This window comes from Variovorax sp. GW823-FHT04F07 (assembly GCF_058795995.1).
In genome coordinates, this window is record NZ_JBXAIG010000002.1 from 668,073 (window position 1) to 685,741 (window position 17,669).

The following is a 17,669-nucleotide window of genomic DNA, read 5'->3' on the forward strand; positions in this document are numbered from 1 at the left end:
TTCTCGTGGCAATCGCCGAAGCGATCGATCAATGATTACTTCTTGTCGCCGCCCGGCACCTTGCCTTCCACGCCCTTGACGTAGAAGTTCACGCCCGACAGGAACTTGTCGTCGGCGACCGCGTCCTTGGCGATCAGCTCCTTGCCGTCCTGGCCGACGATCGGGCCCTTCCAGATCGAGAAGCTGCCGTCCTTCAGGCCCTTCTTGATTTCCTCGACCTTGGCCTTGGCTTCGGCGGGCACGTCTTCGGCGATCGAGACGATGTCGATCGCGCCTTCCTTCACGCCCCACCAGGTCTGGCCGGTGGCCCACTTGCCGTCCAGCGCGTCCTGCGTGGTCTTGATGTAGTACGGCGCCCAGTTGATGATGGCCGAGCCCAGGTGGGCCTTCGGGCCGTAGGCGGTCATGTCGGAGTCCCAGCCGAAGGCGCGCTTGCCCTTCTCTTGGGCGGTCTTGAGCACGGCCGGCGAGTCGGTGTTCTGGAACAGCACGTCGGCGCCGCCGTTGATGAGGGCGGTGGCGGCTTCGGTTTCCTTGGGCGGGCTGAACCACTCGTTCACCCACACGACCTTGGTCGTGATCTTCGGGTTGACCGACTGCGCGCCCAGCGTGAAGCTGTTGATGTTGCGCAGCACTTCGGGGATCGGCACCGAGCCGACCACGCCCAGCGTGTTGCTCTTGGTCATCGAACCGGCGATCACGCCGGCCATGTACGCGCCTTCGTAGGTGCGGCTGTCGTAGGTGCGCATGTTCTCGGCGGTCTTGTAGCCGGTGGCATGCTCGAACTTCACGTCCTTGCTGTCGTTGGCGACCTTGAGCATGGGCTCCATGTAGCCGAAGGTGGTGCCGAAGATCAGCTTGTTGCCCTGGCCCACGAAGTCGCGGAACACGCGCTCGGCGTCGGCCGACTCGGGCACGCTTTCGACGAAGGTGGTCTTGATCTTGTCGCCGAATTCCTTCTCGAGCGCCTTGCGGGCGTTGTCGTGCGCGAAGGACCAGCCGCCGTCGCCCACGGGACCGACATAGGCGAATGCGATGTTCAGCGGGGCCGCCGGTGCGGGGGCCGGGGCGGCCGCGGGGGCCGGCGCCGGCGATGCTGCGGGGGCGGCCGCCTCTTCCTTCTTGCCGCAGCCGATGAGGGCCGCCGAAGCCACCGCGGTGAGGGCGGCGAGCTTGAGAAGGGAACGCTTGTTCAGATCATTCATTGTCGAAATCCTCGGAAGAAAAGGACGGGTTGGCAAAAAAACGAGAACGCGATTATGAGCCGGGGTAGAACGGTTTCCCCATCGATGCCGGCATGTTGATGCGGATGAAGGCGGGGTTGCGCGAGATCAGCGCCAGCACCACGATCGGCGCGATGTACTGGGCCATGCTGAGGAACTGCGAGGGCACGTCGACGCCGCTGCTTTGCAGGTGGAAACCGAGCATCGAGACGCCGCCGAACAGGTAGGCACCGAGCAGCACGCGGATCGGGCGCCAGGTGGCGAAGGTGGTCAACGCCAGCGCGATCCAGCCGCGGCCGGCGACCATGCCCTCGACCCACAGCGGTGTGTACACGGTCGACAGGTACGCACCCGCCAGGCCGCACAGCGCGCCGCCCGCGATCACCGCCAGGAAGCGGATGCGCCGCACCGGGTAGCCCAGCGCATGCGCCGACTCGGGCGACTCGCCCACCGAGCGCAGCACGAGGCCGGCGCGGGTGCGGTACAAAAACCAGATGAGCCCGATGGTCAGCAGCACGGCCACGTACACCATCGGGTGGTGCCGGAACAGCGCCGGGCCGGCCAGCGGAATGTCGGCCAGCACGGGAATGGCGAAGGGCGTGCTCTCGGGCAGCTTGGCCTGCACGAAGCTGATGCCCGCGAAGGCCGAGAAGCCGACGCCGAACAGGCTCAGCGCCAGCCCCGTCGCGTACTGGTTGGTGTTGAGCCAGATCACCAGCACGCCGAAGAAGGCCGCGAGCAGCGCACCGGCCGCCATGCCGGCCAGAAAGCCGAGCCAGGGGTTGTGCGTGATGACCACCGTCGCGAAGCCCGCGATGGCGGCGCACAGCATCATGCCCTCGGCGCCGAGGTTGACGACGCCGGCCTTCTCATTGATCAACAGGCCCAGCGCCGCGATGGCGAGCACGGTGCCCGCGCTCAGGGTCGAGCCCAAGAGGAGTGCGTAGCTTTCCATGGTTCAGAGCCCTCCTTCGGTGGCACGCGCGGTCGGCGCAACGGGCGCAGTCGGCGCGGTGATCGGCGTGCTGACCTGCAGCGAGCTCGTGGTCAACGTGGCGGCCTTGGCGCCGGCCTTGCGGCGGATGCGGTAGGCGATGAGCGTGTCGCAGGCCAGCAGCGTGAACAGCAGCAGGCCCTGGAACACGCCGGTGAGCGACTTGGGCAGGCCCAGGCGCGACTGCGCGAGCTCGCCGCCGATGTAGAACATGCTCATCAGGATGGCCGAGAAGATCATGCCCACCGGATGCAGCCGCCCGACGAAGGCCACGATGATGGCCGCGAAGCCGTAGCCTGCGGGCACGTACGGCGTGAGCTGGCCGATGGGGCCCGCCACTTCGAGTGCACCGGCCAGGCCGGCCGCGCCGCCCGAGGTGAGCAGCGCGATCCACACCGCGCGGCGTGCCGAGAAGCCGGCATAGCGCGCCGCCGCGGGCGCCAGCCCGCCGACCTGCTGCGCGAAGCCCGCGCGCGTGCGGAACAAAAACACCCACAGCGCGCCCGCGCCGACCAGCGCGATGATCAGCCCGATCGACACGCGCGAACCCTTCATGAGCCGCGGGATCTGCGTCACCGCCTCGAAGGTCTTGGTCTGCGGGAAGTTGTAGCCCTGCGGATCTTTCCAGGGGCCGAAGACCAGGTAGCTCAGCATCAGCGTGGCCACGTAGACCAGCATCAGGCTCACGAGGATTTCGTTGGCGTTGAACTTGTCGCGCAGGAACGCGACGATGCCCGCCCACACCATGCCCCCCGCGATGCCCGCCAGCAGGATGGCCACGACGATCCAGCTGCCGGTGCTCTTGTCGGCCAAGAGCGCCACGCCGCCCGCCGCGATGGCGCCGCAGACAAACTGCCCTTCGGCGCCGATGTTCCAGACGTTGGAGCGAAAGCACACGGCCAGGCCGAGCGCAATGATGAGCAGCGGCGTGGCCTTGACCATCAGCTCGCCGATGGCGTAGCCGCTCTTGATCGGTTCGTAGAAGAACACCTGCAAGCCCTTGACCGGGTCCTTGCCGAGCGCGGCAAACAGCGCCACGCCGATGAGCACGGTGATCAGCAGCGCCAGGATCGGCGAGCCATAGCTCCAGAAGCGCGACAGCTCCGGGCGGGGTTCAAGCTTGAGCATGCGCGCCCTCCTTCTTGTTGTTGTTCTGGTGGGGCTGCGCCTGCGGCCACAGGCCGCTCATCCACTCGCCGATCTGCGGCAGCGTGGCCGCCGCGCGGTCGATCGAGGGCGACAGCCGCCCCTTGGCGATCACGTGCAGCCGGTCGCAGATGTTGAACAGCTCGTCCAGCTCCTCGCTGATCACGAGCACGGCGCAGCCGGCATCGCGCAGCGCCAGGATCTCGGCATGGATGAGCGCCGCCGCGCCCACGTCCACGCCCCAGGTGGGCTGCGAGACGATGAAGAGCTTGGGGTTGGCGTCGATCTCGCGACCGACGATGAATTTCTGCAGGTTGCCGCCCGACAGCGAGCGCGCCGCCGCGCCCGGGCCGCCGGCCTTCACCTTGAAGCGATCGATGATGGAACGCGCCTGCTTGTCGAGCTCGGCGGTGCGAATCCAGCCGCCCTTGCCCACCGCATTGCTGCGCGTGAGCAGCAGGTTGTGCGCCAGGCCCAGCGTGGGCACGGCGCCGCGCCCCAGCCGTTCCTCGGGCACGAAATGCAGGCCCAGCGCACGCCGCGCGCGCGGGCGCAGCCGGCCGGCCGGCTGGTCGAACACGCGCACCATGGCGGGCTCGGCGCGCACGTCCTCGCCCGAGAGCGTGTACAGCAGTTCCTTCTGGCCGTTGCCCGAGACACCGGCGATGCCGACGACCTCGCCCGCGCGCACGTCGAACGAGATGCCGTCCAGGTCGACGCCGAACTGGTCTTCGCGCGCCAGCTTCAGGCCCTGCACGCGCAGCGCCACCGCGCCGGCATGCAGCGGGCGGTGCTGCAGCGGCGGCGGCTCGCTGCCGATCATCAGGCGCGAGAGCGATTCGGTGCTCTCGTTGCGCGGGTTGCACACGCCCGTGACCTTGCCGCCGCGCAGCACGGTGCAGGCGGTGCACAGCTCCTGGATCTCGTGCAGCTTGTGGCTGATGTACAGGATGCTGCAGCCTTCCGAGGCCAGCTTGTTCAGCACGCCGAACAGGCGGATCACGGCCTGCGGCGTGAGCACCGAGGTCGGCTCGTCCAGGATCAGCAGCTTGGGGTTGGTGAGCAGCGCGCGGATGATCTCCACCCGCTGCATCTCGCCCACCGACAGCGTGTGCACGGGGCGCGAGGGGTCGATGTCCAGCCCGTACTCGCTCGCCTTGGCCGTGATGCTGCGGGCCACCTCGGCCAGCGCGAGCGACTTGTCCAGGCCCAGCCAGACGTTCTCGGCCACGGTGAGCGTGTCGAACAGGCTGAAGTGCTGGAACACCATGCTGATGCCCAGCGCCCGCGCCTGCTGCGGGTTGCGCAGGTTCACCGCCTGGCCGTCGAAGGTGACGGTGCCTTCGTCGGGCTTGACCGAGCCGTAGATGATCTTCATCAGGGTCGATTTGCCCGCGCCGTTCTCTCCGAGCACGGCATGGATTTCGCCGGGCTGCACGGCCAGGGAGATGTCGCTGTTGGCCACCACCGCGGGGTACCGCTTGGTGATGTGCGCCAGCTGGAGTCTGGGGGTTGTCATGCCGGGTTTCGTGGGTTTGTCTCGTTCAACATCAACAAGCGGGGACAGCTATAAGTTTAATAGCGTCCCCGCGACCATCGGCGCCCGACGGCGCGTCCTTCAGTGTCCGCCGATGTAGGCGAACTTGAACAGGAAGATCGCCGCGATCACCCACACCATCGCATGCACTTCCCGTGCCCGACCGGTGCACAGCTTGAGCACGGCGTAGGTGATGAAGCCGAAGGCCAGGCCGTTGGCGATCGAGTAGGTGAAGGGCATGGCCAGCGCCGTGACGGCCGCCGGGATCACCTCGGTGGTGTCTTCCCAGTCGAGCTCGACCAGGTCGCGCAGCATCAGGCAGCCCACGAAGAGCAGCGCCGGTGCGGTGGCGTAGGCCGGCACCGAGCCCGCCAGCGGCGAGATCATCAGGCAGGCCAGGAACAGCACCGCCACCACCACGGCCGTGAGGCCGGTGCGGCCACCGGCTTGCACGCCGGCCGCGCTTTCCACGTAGGCCGTGGTGCTCGAGGTGCCCAGCAGCGAGCCCGCGAAGATCGCGCCGCTGTCGGCCAGCAGCGCCTTGTTCATGCGCTCCATCTTGCCGGGCACCAGCAGGCCGGCGCGCTTGGCCACGCCCATCAGCGTGCCGGTGGCGTCGAACATCTCGACCAGGAAGAACACCAGCACCACATTCAGGATGCCGCCCTTGAGCGCGCTCAGGATGTCCAGTTGCATGAAGGTGGGCGCGATGGACGGCGGTGCGTCGAACACGCCGTGGAACTTGTTGCCGCCGAAGAAGAACGACAGCACCGTCACCGTGAGGATGCCGATCAGGATGGCGCCGCGCACCTTGAGCCGGTCGAGCGCCACGATCATTAGGAAGCCGATGGTCGCCAGGATCACGGGGGCCGAGTGCAGGTCGCCCAGCGTGACGAAGGTGGCCGGCGAAGCCGCGACCACGCCCGCGCTCTTGAGCGCGATGAGCGCCAGGAACATGCCGATGCCCACGGTGATCGCCGTTCGCAAGGACTGCGGTATGCCCGCGATGAACAGCTCCCGCAACCCGGTGACCGTCACGATCAGGAACAGACAGCCCGAGATGAACACCGCGCCCAGCGCGGTCTGCCACGTGTAGCCCATGCCGAGCACGACCACGTAGGCGAAGTAGGCGTTCAGGCCCATGCCCGGCGCCATGGCTATCGGGTAGTTGGCGTACAGGCCCATGATCAGCGTGCCGATGGCCGCGATCAGGCAGGTGGCGACGAAGACCGCGCCCTTGGGCATGCCCGCGTCCCCGAGGATCGAAGGGTTCACGAAGATGATGTAGGCCATCGTCAGGAAGGTGGTCAGCCCTGCGATGACTTCGGTGCGCACGGTGGTGTTGTGCTCGGTCAGCTTGAAAAAGCGTTCCAGCAGACCGGCGTTGGCCGGTGCGGTGGCCGCACGCAACGGCGCCGCCTCGGTGGCCCCGGCGGCCCGGGGAGTGGTGGCCTTGGGCACCTCTTCATACCTGTTCATTTCGCTTGTCTCCAGCTGTTGTATGTGGCGGTTCGTTCATCGTTGCCTCGGTCGCGACGCCGGCGCGACGGAGGGCTCAGGGAGGATCGGAAAGCGGCTCAGCCGGCAGGGTTCGGGCAGTGGCGGCAGGCGCGGCATCGAAGCCGGGCCGCAGCGACGCCGCCACGCCCTTGATGCATTCGCGCAGCCAGCGCGCGGAGCTCGACGAATGCGTGCGTTCGTGCCAGAGCTGGTAGTACATGAGGCGCGGCAAGGCAGCCGGGCACTCGAGGATCTTCACGGGCAGCCGTGCGGCAAAACGCTCGCAGTACTGGCGCCCGGTGGTGAGCACCAGCAGGCTCGAGGCCACCATGTCCGGGATGAGGCTGAAGTGCGCGCAGCGCGCCGTGATGTTGCGCTGCCGGCCCAGCTCGTCGAGCATCTGGTCGATGATGCCGCGCCCGCCCGGGTGCATGGGCGTGGGCGCGATGTGCTCGGCCGCCAGCCAGGTTTCCAGGTCCCAGCCGCGGCGCACCGCCGGATGGTCCTGGTTGACCAGCGACACCACCTCGTCGCCAAAGAGGCGCGCCATGTGCAGGTCTTCCGGCGGCTTGAGCCAGTTGCCGATCACCAGGTCGACCTGCCCGAGCGCCAGGTGCCCGTGGTAGTCCGAGTCGGGCGAGAGCGCATGGATCTCGATCTGGCACAGCGGCGCCTCGCGCTTGACCTGCGCCACCAGCATCGGCAGGAACAGCGGGTCCATGTAGTCGCTGGCCGCGATGCGGAACGTGGTGGCCGCCGACTGCGGCTCGAAGCCGCGCGCATCCGAGAACAGCATCTCGGCCGCCCGCAGGATGCTGGCCGCGGGCTCGATCATGCGCAGCCCCGCGTCGGTGGGCACCATGCCCGAGCCCGAGCGCACCAGCAGCGGGTCGCCCGACAGCTCGCGCAGGCGCTTCAGCGCGGCCGAGACGGCCGGCTGGTACATGCCCAGGCGGATGGCGGCGCGCGAGACGCTGCGGTCGGTCAGCACGGTATGAAGCACCCGAATCAGATGAAGGTCGATCTTGTCGAAAAGCGCCTGGTCTCTCATGGCTGTTCACACCTTTCTTGTCTGTGCGAACAGTTATACAGCGCAGCATTTGGAGAACGGAAGGACGCTCGGACCGTGCGAGCACGGCCGGTGCTCATTCGCCAGAGGCTGCCTGCACCGCGGTCAGGGCGCGGAGGATGGATTCGCTCGTGGCCGGCGCCTTCAGCGGCGGATCGACCCGGTGCCCGCCCGCGGCCGACACGGCATCGCGGATGGCGAAGAACACCGAGAACGGCAGCAACAGCGGCGGTTCGCCCACGGCCTTGCTGCGGTGAATCGAGTCTTCGAAGTTCTGGCCCTCGAACAGGCGCACGTTGAACACCGGCGGGCAGTCGTTGGCCGTCGGGATCTTGTAGGTGCTGGGCGCGTGCGTGGTGAGCTTGCCGCTTTGCGGATGCCACACCAGCTCCTCGGTGGTGAGCCAGCCCATGCCCTGGATGAAGGCGCCCTCGACCTGGCCGATGTCCACGGCCGGGTTCAGCGACTTGCCCGCGTCGTGCAGGATGTCGGCGCGCAGCAGCTTCCATTCGCCGGTGAGGGTGTCGACCACCACCTCGCTCACCGCCGCGCCGTAGGCGTAGTAGTAGAACGGGCGGCCCTGCATCTTGTCCTTGTCCCAGCTCAGGCCGGGCGTGGCGTAGAAGCCGTCGGACCACAGCTGCTTGCGGTCGAGGTACGCCTCGCCCACCACGGTGCTGAAGGCCAGCGTGCGGCCGTTCACCTCGACCTGGTCGTTGGCAAAGCGCACGTCGGCGGCGTTGCCGCCATGGCGCTCGGCGGCGCAGGCGGCCAGGCGTTCGCGGATCTGGCGCGCGGCATCCTGCGCGGCCTTGCCGTTCAGGTCGGCACCGGTCGAGGCGGCCGTGGCCGAAGTGTTGGCCACCTTGGTCGTGTCGGTCGCGGTGACGCGCACGCGCTCGAAGCTCACGCCCAGTTCGTGCGCCACCACCTGCGCCACCTTGGTGTTCAGGCCCTGGCCCATCTCGGTGCCGCCGTGGTTCACGAGGATCGAGCCGTCGGTGTACACATGGACCAGCGCGCCGGCCTGGTTGAAGTGCTTCACGTTGAACGAGATGCCGAACTTCAGCGGCGCCAGCGCCAGGCCGCGCTTGAGCACCGGGCTCTTGGCGTTGAAGGCGGCGATCTCTTCGCGGCGCAGGCGGTAGTCGCTGGTTTCCTCCAGCTCGGCCACGAGTTCGTGGACGATGTTGTCGGTCACGGTCTGGCGGTACGGCGTGACGTTGTTCTCGCCCTTGCCGTAGAAGTTGACGCGCCGCACGTCGAGCGGGTCGCGCTTCAATTCGCGCGCCACCGAGTCCATGATGTTCTCGATGGCGATGGCGCCCTGCGGGCCGCCGAAGCCGCGGAACGCGGTGTTGCTCTGCGTGTTGGTCTTGCCCGAGAAGCCGTGCATGCTCACGTTGGGCAGCCAGTAGGCGTTGTCGAAGTGGCACAGCGCGCGCGTCATCACCGGGCCCGACAGGTCGGCCGAATGGCCGGCGCGCGACACCATGGTGATCTCGGCGCCGAGGATGCGACCCTCGTCGTCGTAGCCCACGTCGTACTCGTACCAGAAGCAGTGGCGCCGGCCGGTGATCATGAAGTCGTCGTCGCGGTCCAGGCGCAGCTTCACGGGGCGCTGGAGCTGGCGCGCCGCGATGGCCGCCACGCAGGCGAACAGCGCCGACTGCGACTCCTTGCCGCCGAAGCCGCCGCCCATGCGCCGGCATTCCACGTGCACCTCGTTCGAGGACAGGTGCAGCGCGTGCGCCACCAGGTGCTGCATCTCGCTGGGGTGCTGCGTCGAGCAGTGGATGTGCAGCGTGCCGCCCTCCTTCGGGATGGCGTAGCTGATCTGGCCTTCGAGGTAGAACTGTTCCTGCCCGCCCACGTCGAGCGTGGCGGTGTGGCGGTGCGGCGCCTTCGCGATGGCGGCGCGCACTGCGGCCTCGTCGCCTCCGTTGGCGGCCCCGCCGCTGCGCACGATGTGCATCGGCGGCACCACGTACTGGCCGCGCGCATGCGCGTCCTGCGGCGTGATGACGGGCGGCTGCGCCTCGAGGGTGATCGCGTCCTTGGCCTTGGCGGCGGCGCGGCGCGCGGCATCGCGGGTTTCGGCGATCACGGCGAACACGGGCTGGCCGAGGTAGCGGATCTCGCCGCCGTCGTTCACGGGCAGCAGGATCGGGTCGTCGTGAATGATCGAGCCGCAGTCGTTGGTGCCGGGGATGTCGTCGGCGGTGAGCACCGTGACCACGCCGGGCATGGCGCGGATGGCGTCGAGCGACAGCGCCGTCACGCGGCCGTTGGCGGCCGGCGACAGGCCCAGCGCGCAGTGCAGCGTGCCGGCGAGTTCGGGAATGTCGTCGATGTAGGTGGCCTCGCCGGCCACGTGCAGGTGCGCCGACTCGTGCGGGCGGCTGATGCCCACGCGCATGCCGCGCCCGTGCGCCAGCGCTTCGGCGCCCACGTCGATGCGGGCGGCGGTGTTCTTCAGGTAGTCGGCAAAGGCCTCGGCGGGCTGCAGCAGGCGGGCGTCGATGGGTTTGTTCATGGTCAGAGTCCTTCCGCCGCAACCTTGGCAACGACATGGGGCATCACGCTCCAGACGCTGGTTTCTTCGATGGACAGCGCGTCCTGCGTGCGGGTTTCGAGCCACAGGCGCTGGATCAGGTTCTGCGCCACCTGCAGGCGGTAGTCGGCCGAGGCCCGCATGTCGGAGAGCGGCTTGAAGTCTTGCACCAGCGCCAGCTTGGCGGTGGCCACGCTGGCCTGCGTCCAGGGCTTGCCCACGAGCGCAGCTTCGGCGTTGGCGGCACGCTTGACGGTGGCGGCCATGCCGCCGAAGGCCAGGCGCACAGCTTTCACCGTGTCGCTGCCGGCTTCCAGTTCGATGGCGAAACCCGCGCACAGCGCGGAGATGTCGCAGTCGAAGCGCTTGCTGATCTTGTAGGCGCGCACCTGACGACGCATGGCGGCCAGCGGCACGGCCAGGCCCTGCACGAACTCGCCGGGCTGCAGCTCGTTCTTCATGTAGTCGAGATAGAACGCGGGCAGCGGCATGCGGCGCACGACGTCGCCGCGGCGCAGCTCGATCTCGGCATCCAGCGACATCAGCACCGGCGGCGAATCGCCGATGGGCGAGCCGTTGGCGACGTTGCCGCCCATGGTGCCGGCGTGGCGGATCGGCGGCGAGGCAAAGCGCAGCCACACGTCGGCCAGGCTGGGCACGCGCTCGACCAGCGCGCCGAAGGCGGCTTCGAGCGAGGCGCCGGCGCCGATGTAGAGCTCGTCGGCGCGCTCTTCCACGGTCTTCATCTCGGCCACGTCGCCGACATAGATGATGTCGCCGAGGTCGCGGAACTGCTTGTTGACCCACAGGCCGACGTCGGTCGAGCCGGCCAGCAGCTGGGCGCGCGGCTTCTGCACGCGCAGCGCGGCGAGCTGGGCCAGGGTCTTGGGGGCGTGGAAGTGGTCGATGCGGGCGCCGAGCGGGGCCGCGTAGTCCAGGCCGTCGTTCTTCAGCGCGGTGAGCGCGGCCACCACGGGCGCGGTGTCCAGGCGCACGGCCGGCAGATCGAACATGCGCTGGCCGGCGTCGAGGATGGGGCGGTAGCCGGTGCAGCGGCACAGGTTGCCCGACAGGTCGTCGGCCAGCTGCTGGCGCGTGGGCTGCGTGCCCTCGGCCTGGTGGTGTTCGTAGGTGGCCCACAGCGACATCACGAAGCCCGGCGTGCAGAAACCGCACTGCGAGCCGTGGCAGTCGACCATGGCCTGCTGCACGGGGTGCAGCGGGTGAACGGCGTGCTTGGCGGGGGCGTCGGCCTTGGGCTTGCACTGCGATGCGCACTGTCCCTTGAGGTCTTCGACCGTGAACAGCGCCTTGCCGTGCAGCGTGGGCAGAAACTGGATGCAGGCGTTGACGGTCTGCAGCTGCAGGCCGTCGATTGCGCCGGGTGCGTGGGCGTCGGTGGCCAGCTCGCCGATGACGACGGTGCAGGCGCCGCAGTCGCCTTCGTTGCAACCTTCCTTGGTGCCGGTGCAGCGCGCGTCCTCGCGCAGCCAGTCGAGCACCGAGCGGGTCGGATGGACCCCGCTGACGTCGACGATCTTTCCGCGATGGAAGAAGCGGATCGGTTGAATCGGATTGCTGCTGCTCTCGGTGCTCATGCTTTTTCAGGCTCGTGGGCGGCCCGTCGTGGGCCAGTCATGGACGTTAGCGGCTTGCGTGGGGTCTTGCATACGGGCACGCCCATAACGCGTATGTGAGGGTCGGTATGCCACGTCCGGGGAAACCCTTGGATTGACGTTGCAATTCCCGGGCCACGCCGGAAACCGAGGGTTTTCAGCCGTTTTTCAGCCGTGTGCGATGGCGGTCCAGGCGGTGGCCAGCAGCGTCACGCCGGCCACGAAAAGCAGCCCGGCGACCAGCCATTGCAAGGTGCGCGGTTGCAGCTTGTTGGGCAGGCGGTGGTGCAGCCGCGTCGCGGCGTAGACGACGGGCATGGCGCAGCCGGCCAGCAGCGCCGAGTGCCACGAGAAGTGGCCCGTGGGCACCACGATGACGAGCCGCACGAGCGAGTTGAAGGCGAACATCAGCAGCAGCGCGCGGCGCACGAGTTCGCGGTCCAGCGGCTGGCGGTACATGTGAAAGACGATGGGCGGGCCCGAGGCCGAGAACAGCCCGCCCAGCACGCCCGAGAGCCCGCCGATGAGGGCGAAGCTGGTGCGGCCCGACACGGCCGGCAGCGGCTTGCCCTGCAGCAACAGCAGCACGGCGCAGATCAGGATCGACACGCCCAGCAGGCCCCGCAGCCACGACACGGCGCTGCCGCTGAGCCACACGAGCAGCATGAGCCCGACGATGACGCCGACAGTGCTGCCGTTGAGCGCGGGCTTCATGAGCTGCCAGGGCACGGGGCCGGGGCGCGCGCGGAAGTAGGTCCAGGCGTTGATGAGGCTCAGCACGGTCGCGGCATTGGCCGCGTCGTTCACGCTGGCGATGTCGAACACCGACACGAGGCCCAGCAGGATGAGGCTGAACGCAAAGCCCGTGAGGTTCTGCGCGTAGGTGGCCAGGCCCACGCAGGCCATGAAGATCAGGACCGGGACGGCCCCGGAAAGAATCGCTTGCACCGGGGGTTTCGTCAGCGCGCGCCGAAGCTTGCGGGACGGTGAAGGGAGACGGGGGAAAGGGGATGCGGGACGGACATTCGGACGGGGATCGGGGGATGGGGGCGCGAGGCGGGAACGCTTGAGAATAACGCGTGTGTCCGGGGGCGTGCCCAGGCCACCGGGTACTTCCCTCCGCGAATGTCCCCCGGGCTTCGCCCTCCTCCTTGATTTCGCTGCGGGAAGCACCCAGTGCCCTGGGCACGAGGGGCGCTGCGGGTGTTCGCTGATCGCTGTCAGCCGCGCTCCGAGAACAACGCCACGATCACCTGCCGGAGCCACCGGTTGCCCGGGTCGGCCTCGAAGCGCTTGCTCCAGTGCAGCGACACGGTGAAGTCGCGCAGCGGAAACGGCGGCTCGACGATGGCGTAGCCGCCCTCGGCCGCGAAGCCGCGCGCGATGTTGCGCGGCATCACCACCGCCAGGTCGGTGGCGCGCACGATGGCCGGCAGCACCATGAAGTGCTCGGTCGTCAGGCGCAGCCGGTCTTCGAGGTTCAGCAGTTGCAGGATGCGCAGCGTGTCGGCGTGGGTGCGCACGGCCACGTAGTCGAGCTCGTGCAGCGCGGCGAGCAGCGCCTGGCCGCTGCGTCGGCGCTTCACGAAGGGGTGGTCGTGGCGCAGCAGCACGATGTAGCGGTCTTTCAGCAGCTGGGTGCGCTGGGTGTCCTCCACGTGCGGCAGGAAGCCGAAGGCGAAGTCGACCCTGCCGCTGTCCAGCGCGGTGGCGATCTCGCCCGGCGCGAGCGGCATGGTCTCCACGCGCACGCCGGGCGCCAGCTCGCGCAGCCGCGCCATCAGCGCAGGCAAAAAGCGCCCCTCGCCGATGTCGCTCATGTGGATGCGAAAGAGCTTGCGCGAGGCGGCCGGGTCGAAGCGCTCGGGCTCGCTCAGTGCCTGCTGCAGCATGGCCAGCGCCGACTGCACGGGCACCGCCAGCCGCTCGGCGCGCGGCGTGGGCGCCACGCCGCCGAGGCTGCGCGTGAACAGCGCGTCGCCCAGCAGCAGGCGCAGCCGCGTGAGGCCGTGGCTGGCCGCCGGCTGCGTGAGGCCCAGCGCCTCGGCGGCGCGGCTCACGTTGCGGGTGCGGTAGACGGCGTCGAACAACCGGAGCAGGTTGAGGTCGACCGAATCAATATGCACCCCATTCATATTCGATAGCTGGCTCATTGCATTGAAGTATGACGCAGGCCCGCCCACACTCCCGCGTTCTCCCCACGACAAGAAGCACGAGACACGATGGAAGTTTCATTCAGCAAGGAAGTGGAAATGCTGCGCCTGGGCGCGGGCGACACCTTCCACGGCGAGGGCATCCTCGCGATCACCAAGGGCCTGCTGCAATCGGGCGTGGCCTACGTCGGCGGCTACCAGGGCGCGCCGGTGTCGCACCTGCTGGACGTGATGGTGCAGGGCAAGGCCTACATGGACGAGCTGGGCGTGCACGTCGAGGCCTGCTCCAACGAGGCCTCGGCGGCGGCGATGCTCGGCGCCTCCATCCACTACCCGCTGCGCGGCGCCGTGACCTGGAAGTCGATCGTCGGCACCAACGTGGCGGCCGATGCGCTGTCCAACCTGTCGTCGCCGGGCGTGACCGGCGGCGTGCTGATCGTGGTGGGCGAAGACTACGGCGAAGGCGCCAGCGTGATCCAGGAGCGCACGCACGCCTACGCGCTCAAGTCGAGCATGTGCCTGCTCGATCCGCGGCCCGACCTGGGCGTGATGGTGCGCATGGTCGAGCAGGGCTTCCAGCTGTCGGAGGCCTCGAACATGCCCTGTCTGATGGAGCTGCGCATCCGCACCTGCCACGTGCGCGGCAGCTTCGACTGCAAGGACAACATCGCGCCCGCCGTGTCCACGCGCGCGCTGATGGACGAGCCCGCCGGCTTCGACTACATGCGCCTGGCGCACCCGCCCGTCACCTTCCGCCACGAAAAACTCAAGGGCGACGAGCGCATGCCGGCGGCGCGCCGCCACATCGTGGCGAACGGCCTCAACGAACTGATGCCCGGCCGGCGCCACCCCGACCTGGGCATCGTGGTGCAGGGCGGCCTGTACAACGCACTGATCCGCAGCCTGCAGCAGCAGGGCCTGGCCGATGCCTTCGGCGACACCGACATCCCGATCCTGGTGCTCAACGTGACGTATCCGCTGGTGCCCGAGCAGGTGGCCGACTTCTGCGTGGGCAAGCGCGCGGTGCTGGTGGTGGAAGAAGGCCAACCCGAGTACATCGAGCAGGACATCGCCACGCTGCTGCGCCGGCGCGACATCCAGACGCCGCTGCACGGCAAGGACCTGCTGCCGCAGGCCGGCGAGTACGGCGTGGAGGTGCTGTCGGGCGGCCTCGCGGCCTTTGCCGAACGCTACCTCGGCGCGAGCGAGGCCGCCACTTCGGCGCAGGCCTGGCTGGCCGGCAACCGCGAACGCCGCGAGGCGGTGGCGCGCCGGCTCGATACGCCGCTGCCCAACCGCCCGCCGAGCTTCTGCGTCGGCTGCCCCGAGCGGCCGGTGTTCTCGGCCCTCAAACTCGCGCAACAGGAGACCGGGCCGGTGCACATCGCGGCCGACATCGGCTGCCATGCCTTCGGCACCTTCGAGCCCTTCTCGATGGGCCACTCGATCCTCGGCTACGGCATGAGCCTGGCCAGCCGCGCGGGCGTGGCGCCGATGATGAACCGACGCACGCTGTCGATCATGGGCGACGGCGGCTTCTGGCACAACGGCCTGCTCACGGGCGTGCAGAGCGCGCTGTTCAACGACGACGACGCGGTGCTGCTGATCTTCAAGAACGGCTACACCTCGGCCACCGGCACGCAGGACATCATCTCCACGCCCGACGACGAGATCAAGGAACGCGCCGTCGACAAGCAGCAGAGCCTGGTCGACAAGAACCAGACCATCGAGGCCACGCTGAAAGGCCTGGGCGTGCAATGGATGCGCACCGTGACCACCTACGACGTGGAGCGCATGCGCAAGACGCTCACCGAGGCGCTCACGAGCGACTTCAACGGCCTGAAGGTCGTGATCGCCGAGGGCGAGTGCCAGCTCGAGCGGCAGCGCCGCATCAAGCCGTGGATCGCCGGCCTGCTCAAAAAGGGCCAGCGCGTGGTGCGCATGAAGTACGGCGTCGACGAGGACGTGTGCAACGGCGACCACGCCTGCATCCGCCTGTCGGGCTGCCCCACGCTCACGCTCAAGGACAACCCCGATCCGCTGAAGGTCGACCCGGTGGCCGTCGTCATCGACGGCTGCGTGGGCTGCGGCCTGTGCGGCGCCAACGCGCATGCGGCCACGCTGTGCCCGAGCTTCTACCGCGCCGAGGTGGTGCAGAACCCGAAATGGCACGAACGCCTGCTGCACGGCCTGCGCAGCGCGATCGTCGGCGCCCTGCGCCCGGCATGAGAAGAAAGAACCGAGACATGGAACAGAACCGTCCCACCACCCTGCTCGTGTGCGCCCTCGGCGGCGAAGGCGGCGGCGTGCTCACCGAATGGCTGGTCGACGCCGCACGGCACGCGGGCTACGCGGCGCAGAGCACGTCGATCCCCGGCGTGGCGCAGCGCACCGGCGCCACCACCTACTACCTCGAAGTGTTCCCGGTGCCGATGGCGCAGCTGGGCGGCCGGCGCCCGGTGTTCAGCCTGGGCCCGGTGCCGGGCGCGCTCGACGCGATCGTCTCGTCGGAGCTGCTGGAGACCACGCGCCAGATCGGCAACGGCATGAGCGCGCCGCTGCGCACGCTGGTCATCAGCTCGTCGGCGCGCGTGCTCACCACGGCCGAGCGCATGGTGCCCGGCGACGGCCGCGCCGACGCGCAGCGCCTGCTGGACGTGGTCAAGGCCTTCAGCCGCGAGCACCACGTGCTCGACATGGGCGCCATGGCGCGCGAGGCCGGCACGGTGGTCAGCGCCGTGATGCTGGGCGCGATCGCGGGCAGCGGCCTGTTCCCGTTTCCGCGCGAGGCCTACGAACGTGCGGTGCGCGGCGGCGACGAGGCCGCACCCGACAAGCTCGGCAAGATGGCCGCCGCCAGCCTGCGCGGCTTTGCCGCCGCCTTCGAGGCCGTGCGCGCACCGCGCGCCCAGGCCGCCTTCGTGCAGGGCGTGCTGGCCGGCGACGACACGCGCGACGCGCCCCCGCCGCCGCAGGCCCTGCCCGACGACGTGGCGCGCCGCTTTCCGCCGGCCGTGCACGACATGCTCACGCTGGGCCACGCGCGGGTGCGCGACTACCAGGACAACGCCTACGCCGCGCTGTACGCCGAGCGCCTCGCGCGGGTGCTCGAGGCCGAGCGCGCCGCCGATCCGTCGGGTGCGCAGGGCTTCGCGGTCACGCGCGAAATGGCGCGCTGGCTGGCGCTGTGGATGGCCTTCGACGACATCGTGCGCGTGGCCGCGCTGAAGGGCCGCGCCAGCCGCGCGCAGCGCGTGCGGCAGGAAGTGCGCGCCGGTGACGACGACCTCGTGAAGGTCTACGACCACTTCAAGCCCGGCGCGCCCGAGTTCGCGGCGCTGCTGCCGCCGTCGCTCGCACGCCGCGTGACCGCCTGGGACCGTGGCCGCCAGTCGCGCGGACTTGCGCCCTGGGCGCTGCCGCTGCAGGTGGGCAGCCATTCGGTGCTCGGCATGGCCTCGCTGCGCGTGCTGGCCTCGCTCACCTGGCTGCGCCGGCGCGGCAGTCGCTTTGCCGAAGAGCAGGCGCTGATCGAGCGCTGGCTCGCCGCCGTCGAGACCGGCACGCGCGCGCACTGGGCGCTGGGCCGCGAGCTGGCGCTGTGCGGCCGGCTCATCAAGGGCTACGGCAGCACCAACGAACGCGGCAAGCACAACCTGCTGCACGTGATCGACGAGCTCGCGGGCCGCGCCACGCTGCAGCCCGCCGCGCGCGCCGAGGCGATCGCCGCGGCGCGCGAGGCCGCGCTCGCCGACGAAGGCGGCAAGGCGCTGGACGCCGCGCTCACGCGCCACGGCGCCGCGCCGCGCCCGGTGCAGGCGCAACCCATCCGCTGGATGAAGCGGCCCAAGACAACGACCACGATCTGAGGAGACAA

12 protein-coding genes are annotated in these 17,669 nt (G+C 69.1%); 2 read left to right on the forward strand and 10 right to left on the reverse strand.

Going from position 1 to position 17,669, the window contains the following annotated elements; genetic code table 11:
• Positions 1 to 35: 35 nt before the first annotated feature.
• The 10 genes from AC1RAA_RS12310 to AC1RAA_RS12355 form a co-directional block, all read right to left on the reverse strand.
• Entirely contained in the window at positions 36 to 1,205 is a 1,170-nt protein-coding gene (locus AC1RAA_RS12310; RefSeq protein WP_062477516.1) for a BMP family ABC transporter substrate-binding protein, read from the reverse strand.
• A 52-nt stretch (positions 1,206 to 1,257) separates the two neighbouring features.
• On the reverse strand, positions 1,258 to 2,178 hold the full coding sequence (locus AC1RAA_RS12315) for an ABC transporter permease (protein ID WP_070061710.1): 921 nt from the start codon (positions 2,176 to 2,178) through the stop codon (positions 1,258 to 1,260).
• Between the two features lie 3 nt (positions 2,179 to 2,181).
• Positions 2,182 to 3,345: an ABC transporter permease gene (locus AC1RAA_RS12320; RefSeq protein WP_070061709.1), complete on the reverse strand. Its 1,164-nt coding sequence runs from the start codon at positions 3,343 to 3,345 to the stop codon at positions 2,182 to 2,184.
• Entirely contained in the window at positions 3,332 to 4,882 is a 1,551-nt protein-coding gene (locus tag AC1RAA_RS12325) for an ABC transporter ATP-binding protein (protein ID WP_095946760.1), read from the reverse strand. Before AC1RAA_RS12325 ends, AC1RAA_RS12320 begins: the two co-directional genes overlap by 14 nt.
• Before the next feature lie 99 nt (positions 4,883 to 4,981).
• A complete protein-coding gene (locus AC1RAA_RS12330; protein WP_062477503.1) occupies positions 4,982 to 6,379 on the reverse strand; it encodes an NCS2 family permease in 1,398 nt (465 codons plus the stop codon).
• A 76-nt stretch (positions 6,380 to 6,455) separates the two neighbouring features.
• Positions 6,456 to 7,451, reverse strand: a complete 996-nt coding sequence (locus AC1RAA_RS12335; protein WP_062477499.1) for a LysR family transcriptional regulator — start codon at positions 7,449 to 7,451, stop codon at positions 6,456 to 6,458.
• Between the two features lie 94 nt (positions 7,452 to 7,545).
• Positions 7,546 to 10,005 carry a xanthine dehydrogenase molybdopterin binding subunit gene (xdhB, locus tag AC1RAA_RS12340; RefSeq protein WP_492729059.1) on the reverse strand — a complete coding sequence of 820 codons (2,460 nt, stop codon included), beginning with the start codon at positions 10,003 to 10,005 and terminating at the stop codon, positions 7,546 to 7,548.
• A 2-nt stretch (positions 10,006 to 10,007) separates the two neighbouring features.
• Entirely contained in the window at positions 10,008 to 11,621 is a 1,614-nt protein-coding gene (xdhA, locus tag AC1RAA_RS12345) for a xanthine dehydrogenase small subunit (protein WP_492729057.1), read from the reverse strand.
• Between the two features lie 186 nt (positions 11,622 to 11,807).
• Positions 11,808 to 12,587: a sulfite exporter TauE/SafE family protein gene (locus tag AC1RAA_RS12350; protein WP_083259231.1), complete on the reverse strand. Its 780-nt coding sequence runs from the start codon at positions 12,585 to 12,587 to the stop codon at positions 11,808 to 11,810.
• 272 nt (positions 12,588 to 12,859) lie between these two features.
• Positions 12,860 to 13,774 carry a LysR family transcriptional regulator gene (locus AC1RAA_RS12355; protein ID WP_492729055.1) on the reverse strand — a complete coding sequence of 305 codons (915 nt, stop codon included), beginning with the start codon at positions 13,772 to 13,774 and terminating at the stop codon, positions 12,860 to 12,862.
• An 87-nt stretch (positions 13,775 to 13,861) separates the two neighbouring features.
• Between AC1RAA_RS12355 and AC1RAA_RS12360 the strand changes: the two genes are divergently transcribed.
• Entirely contained in the window at positions 13,862 to 16,021 is a 2,160-nt protein-coding gene (locus tag AC1RAA_RS12360; RefSeq protein ID WP_492729053.1) for a thiamine pyrophosphate-dependent enzyme, read from the forward strand.
• Between the two features lie 17 nt (positions 16,022 to 16,038).
• Positions 16,039 to 17,661, forward strand: coding sequence for an indolepyruvate oxidoreductase subunit beta family protein (locus AC1RAA_RS12365; RefSeq protein WP_492729051.1), 1,623 nt, complete (start codon positions 16,039 to 16,041; stop codon positions 17,659 to 17,661).
• The last annotated feature ends 8 nt before the right edge of the window (positions 17,662 to 17,669 follow it).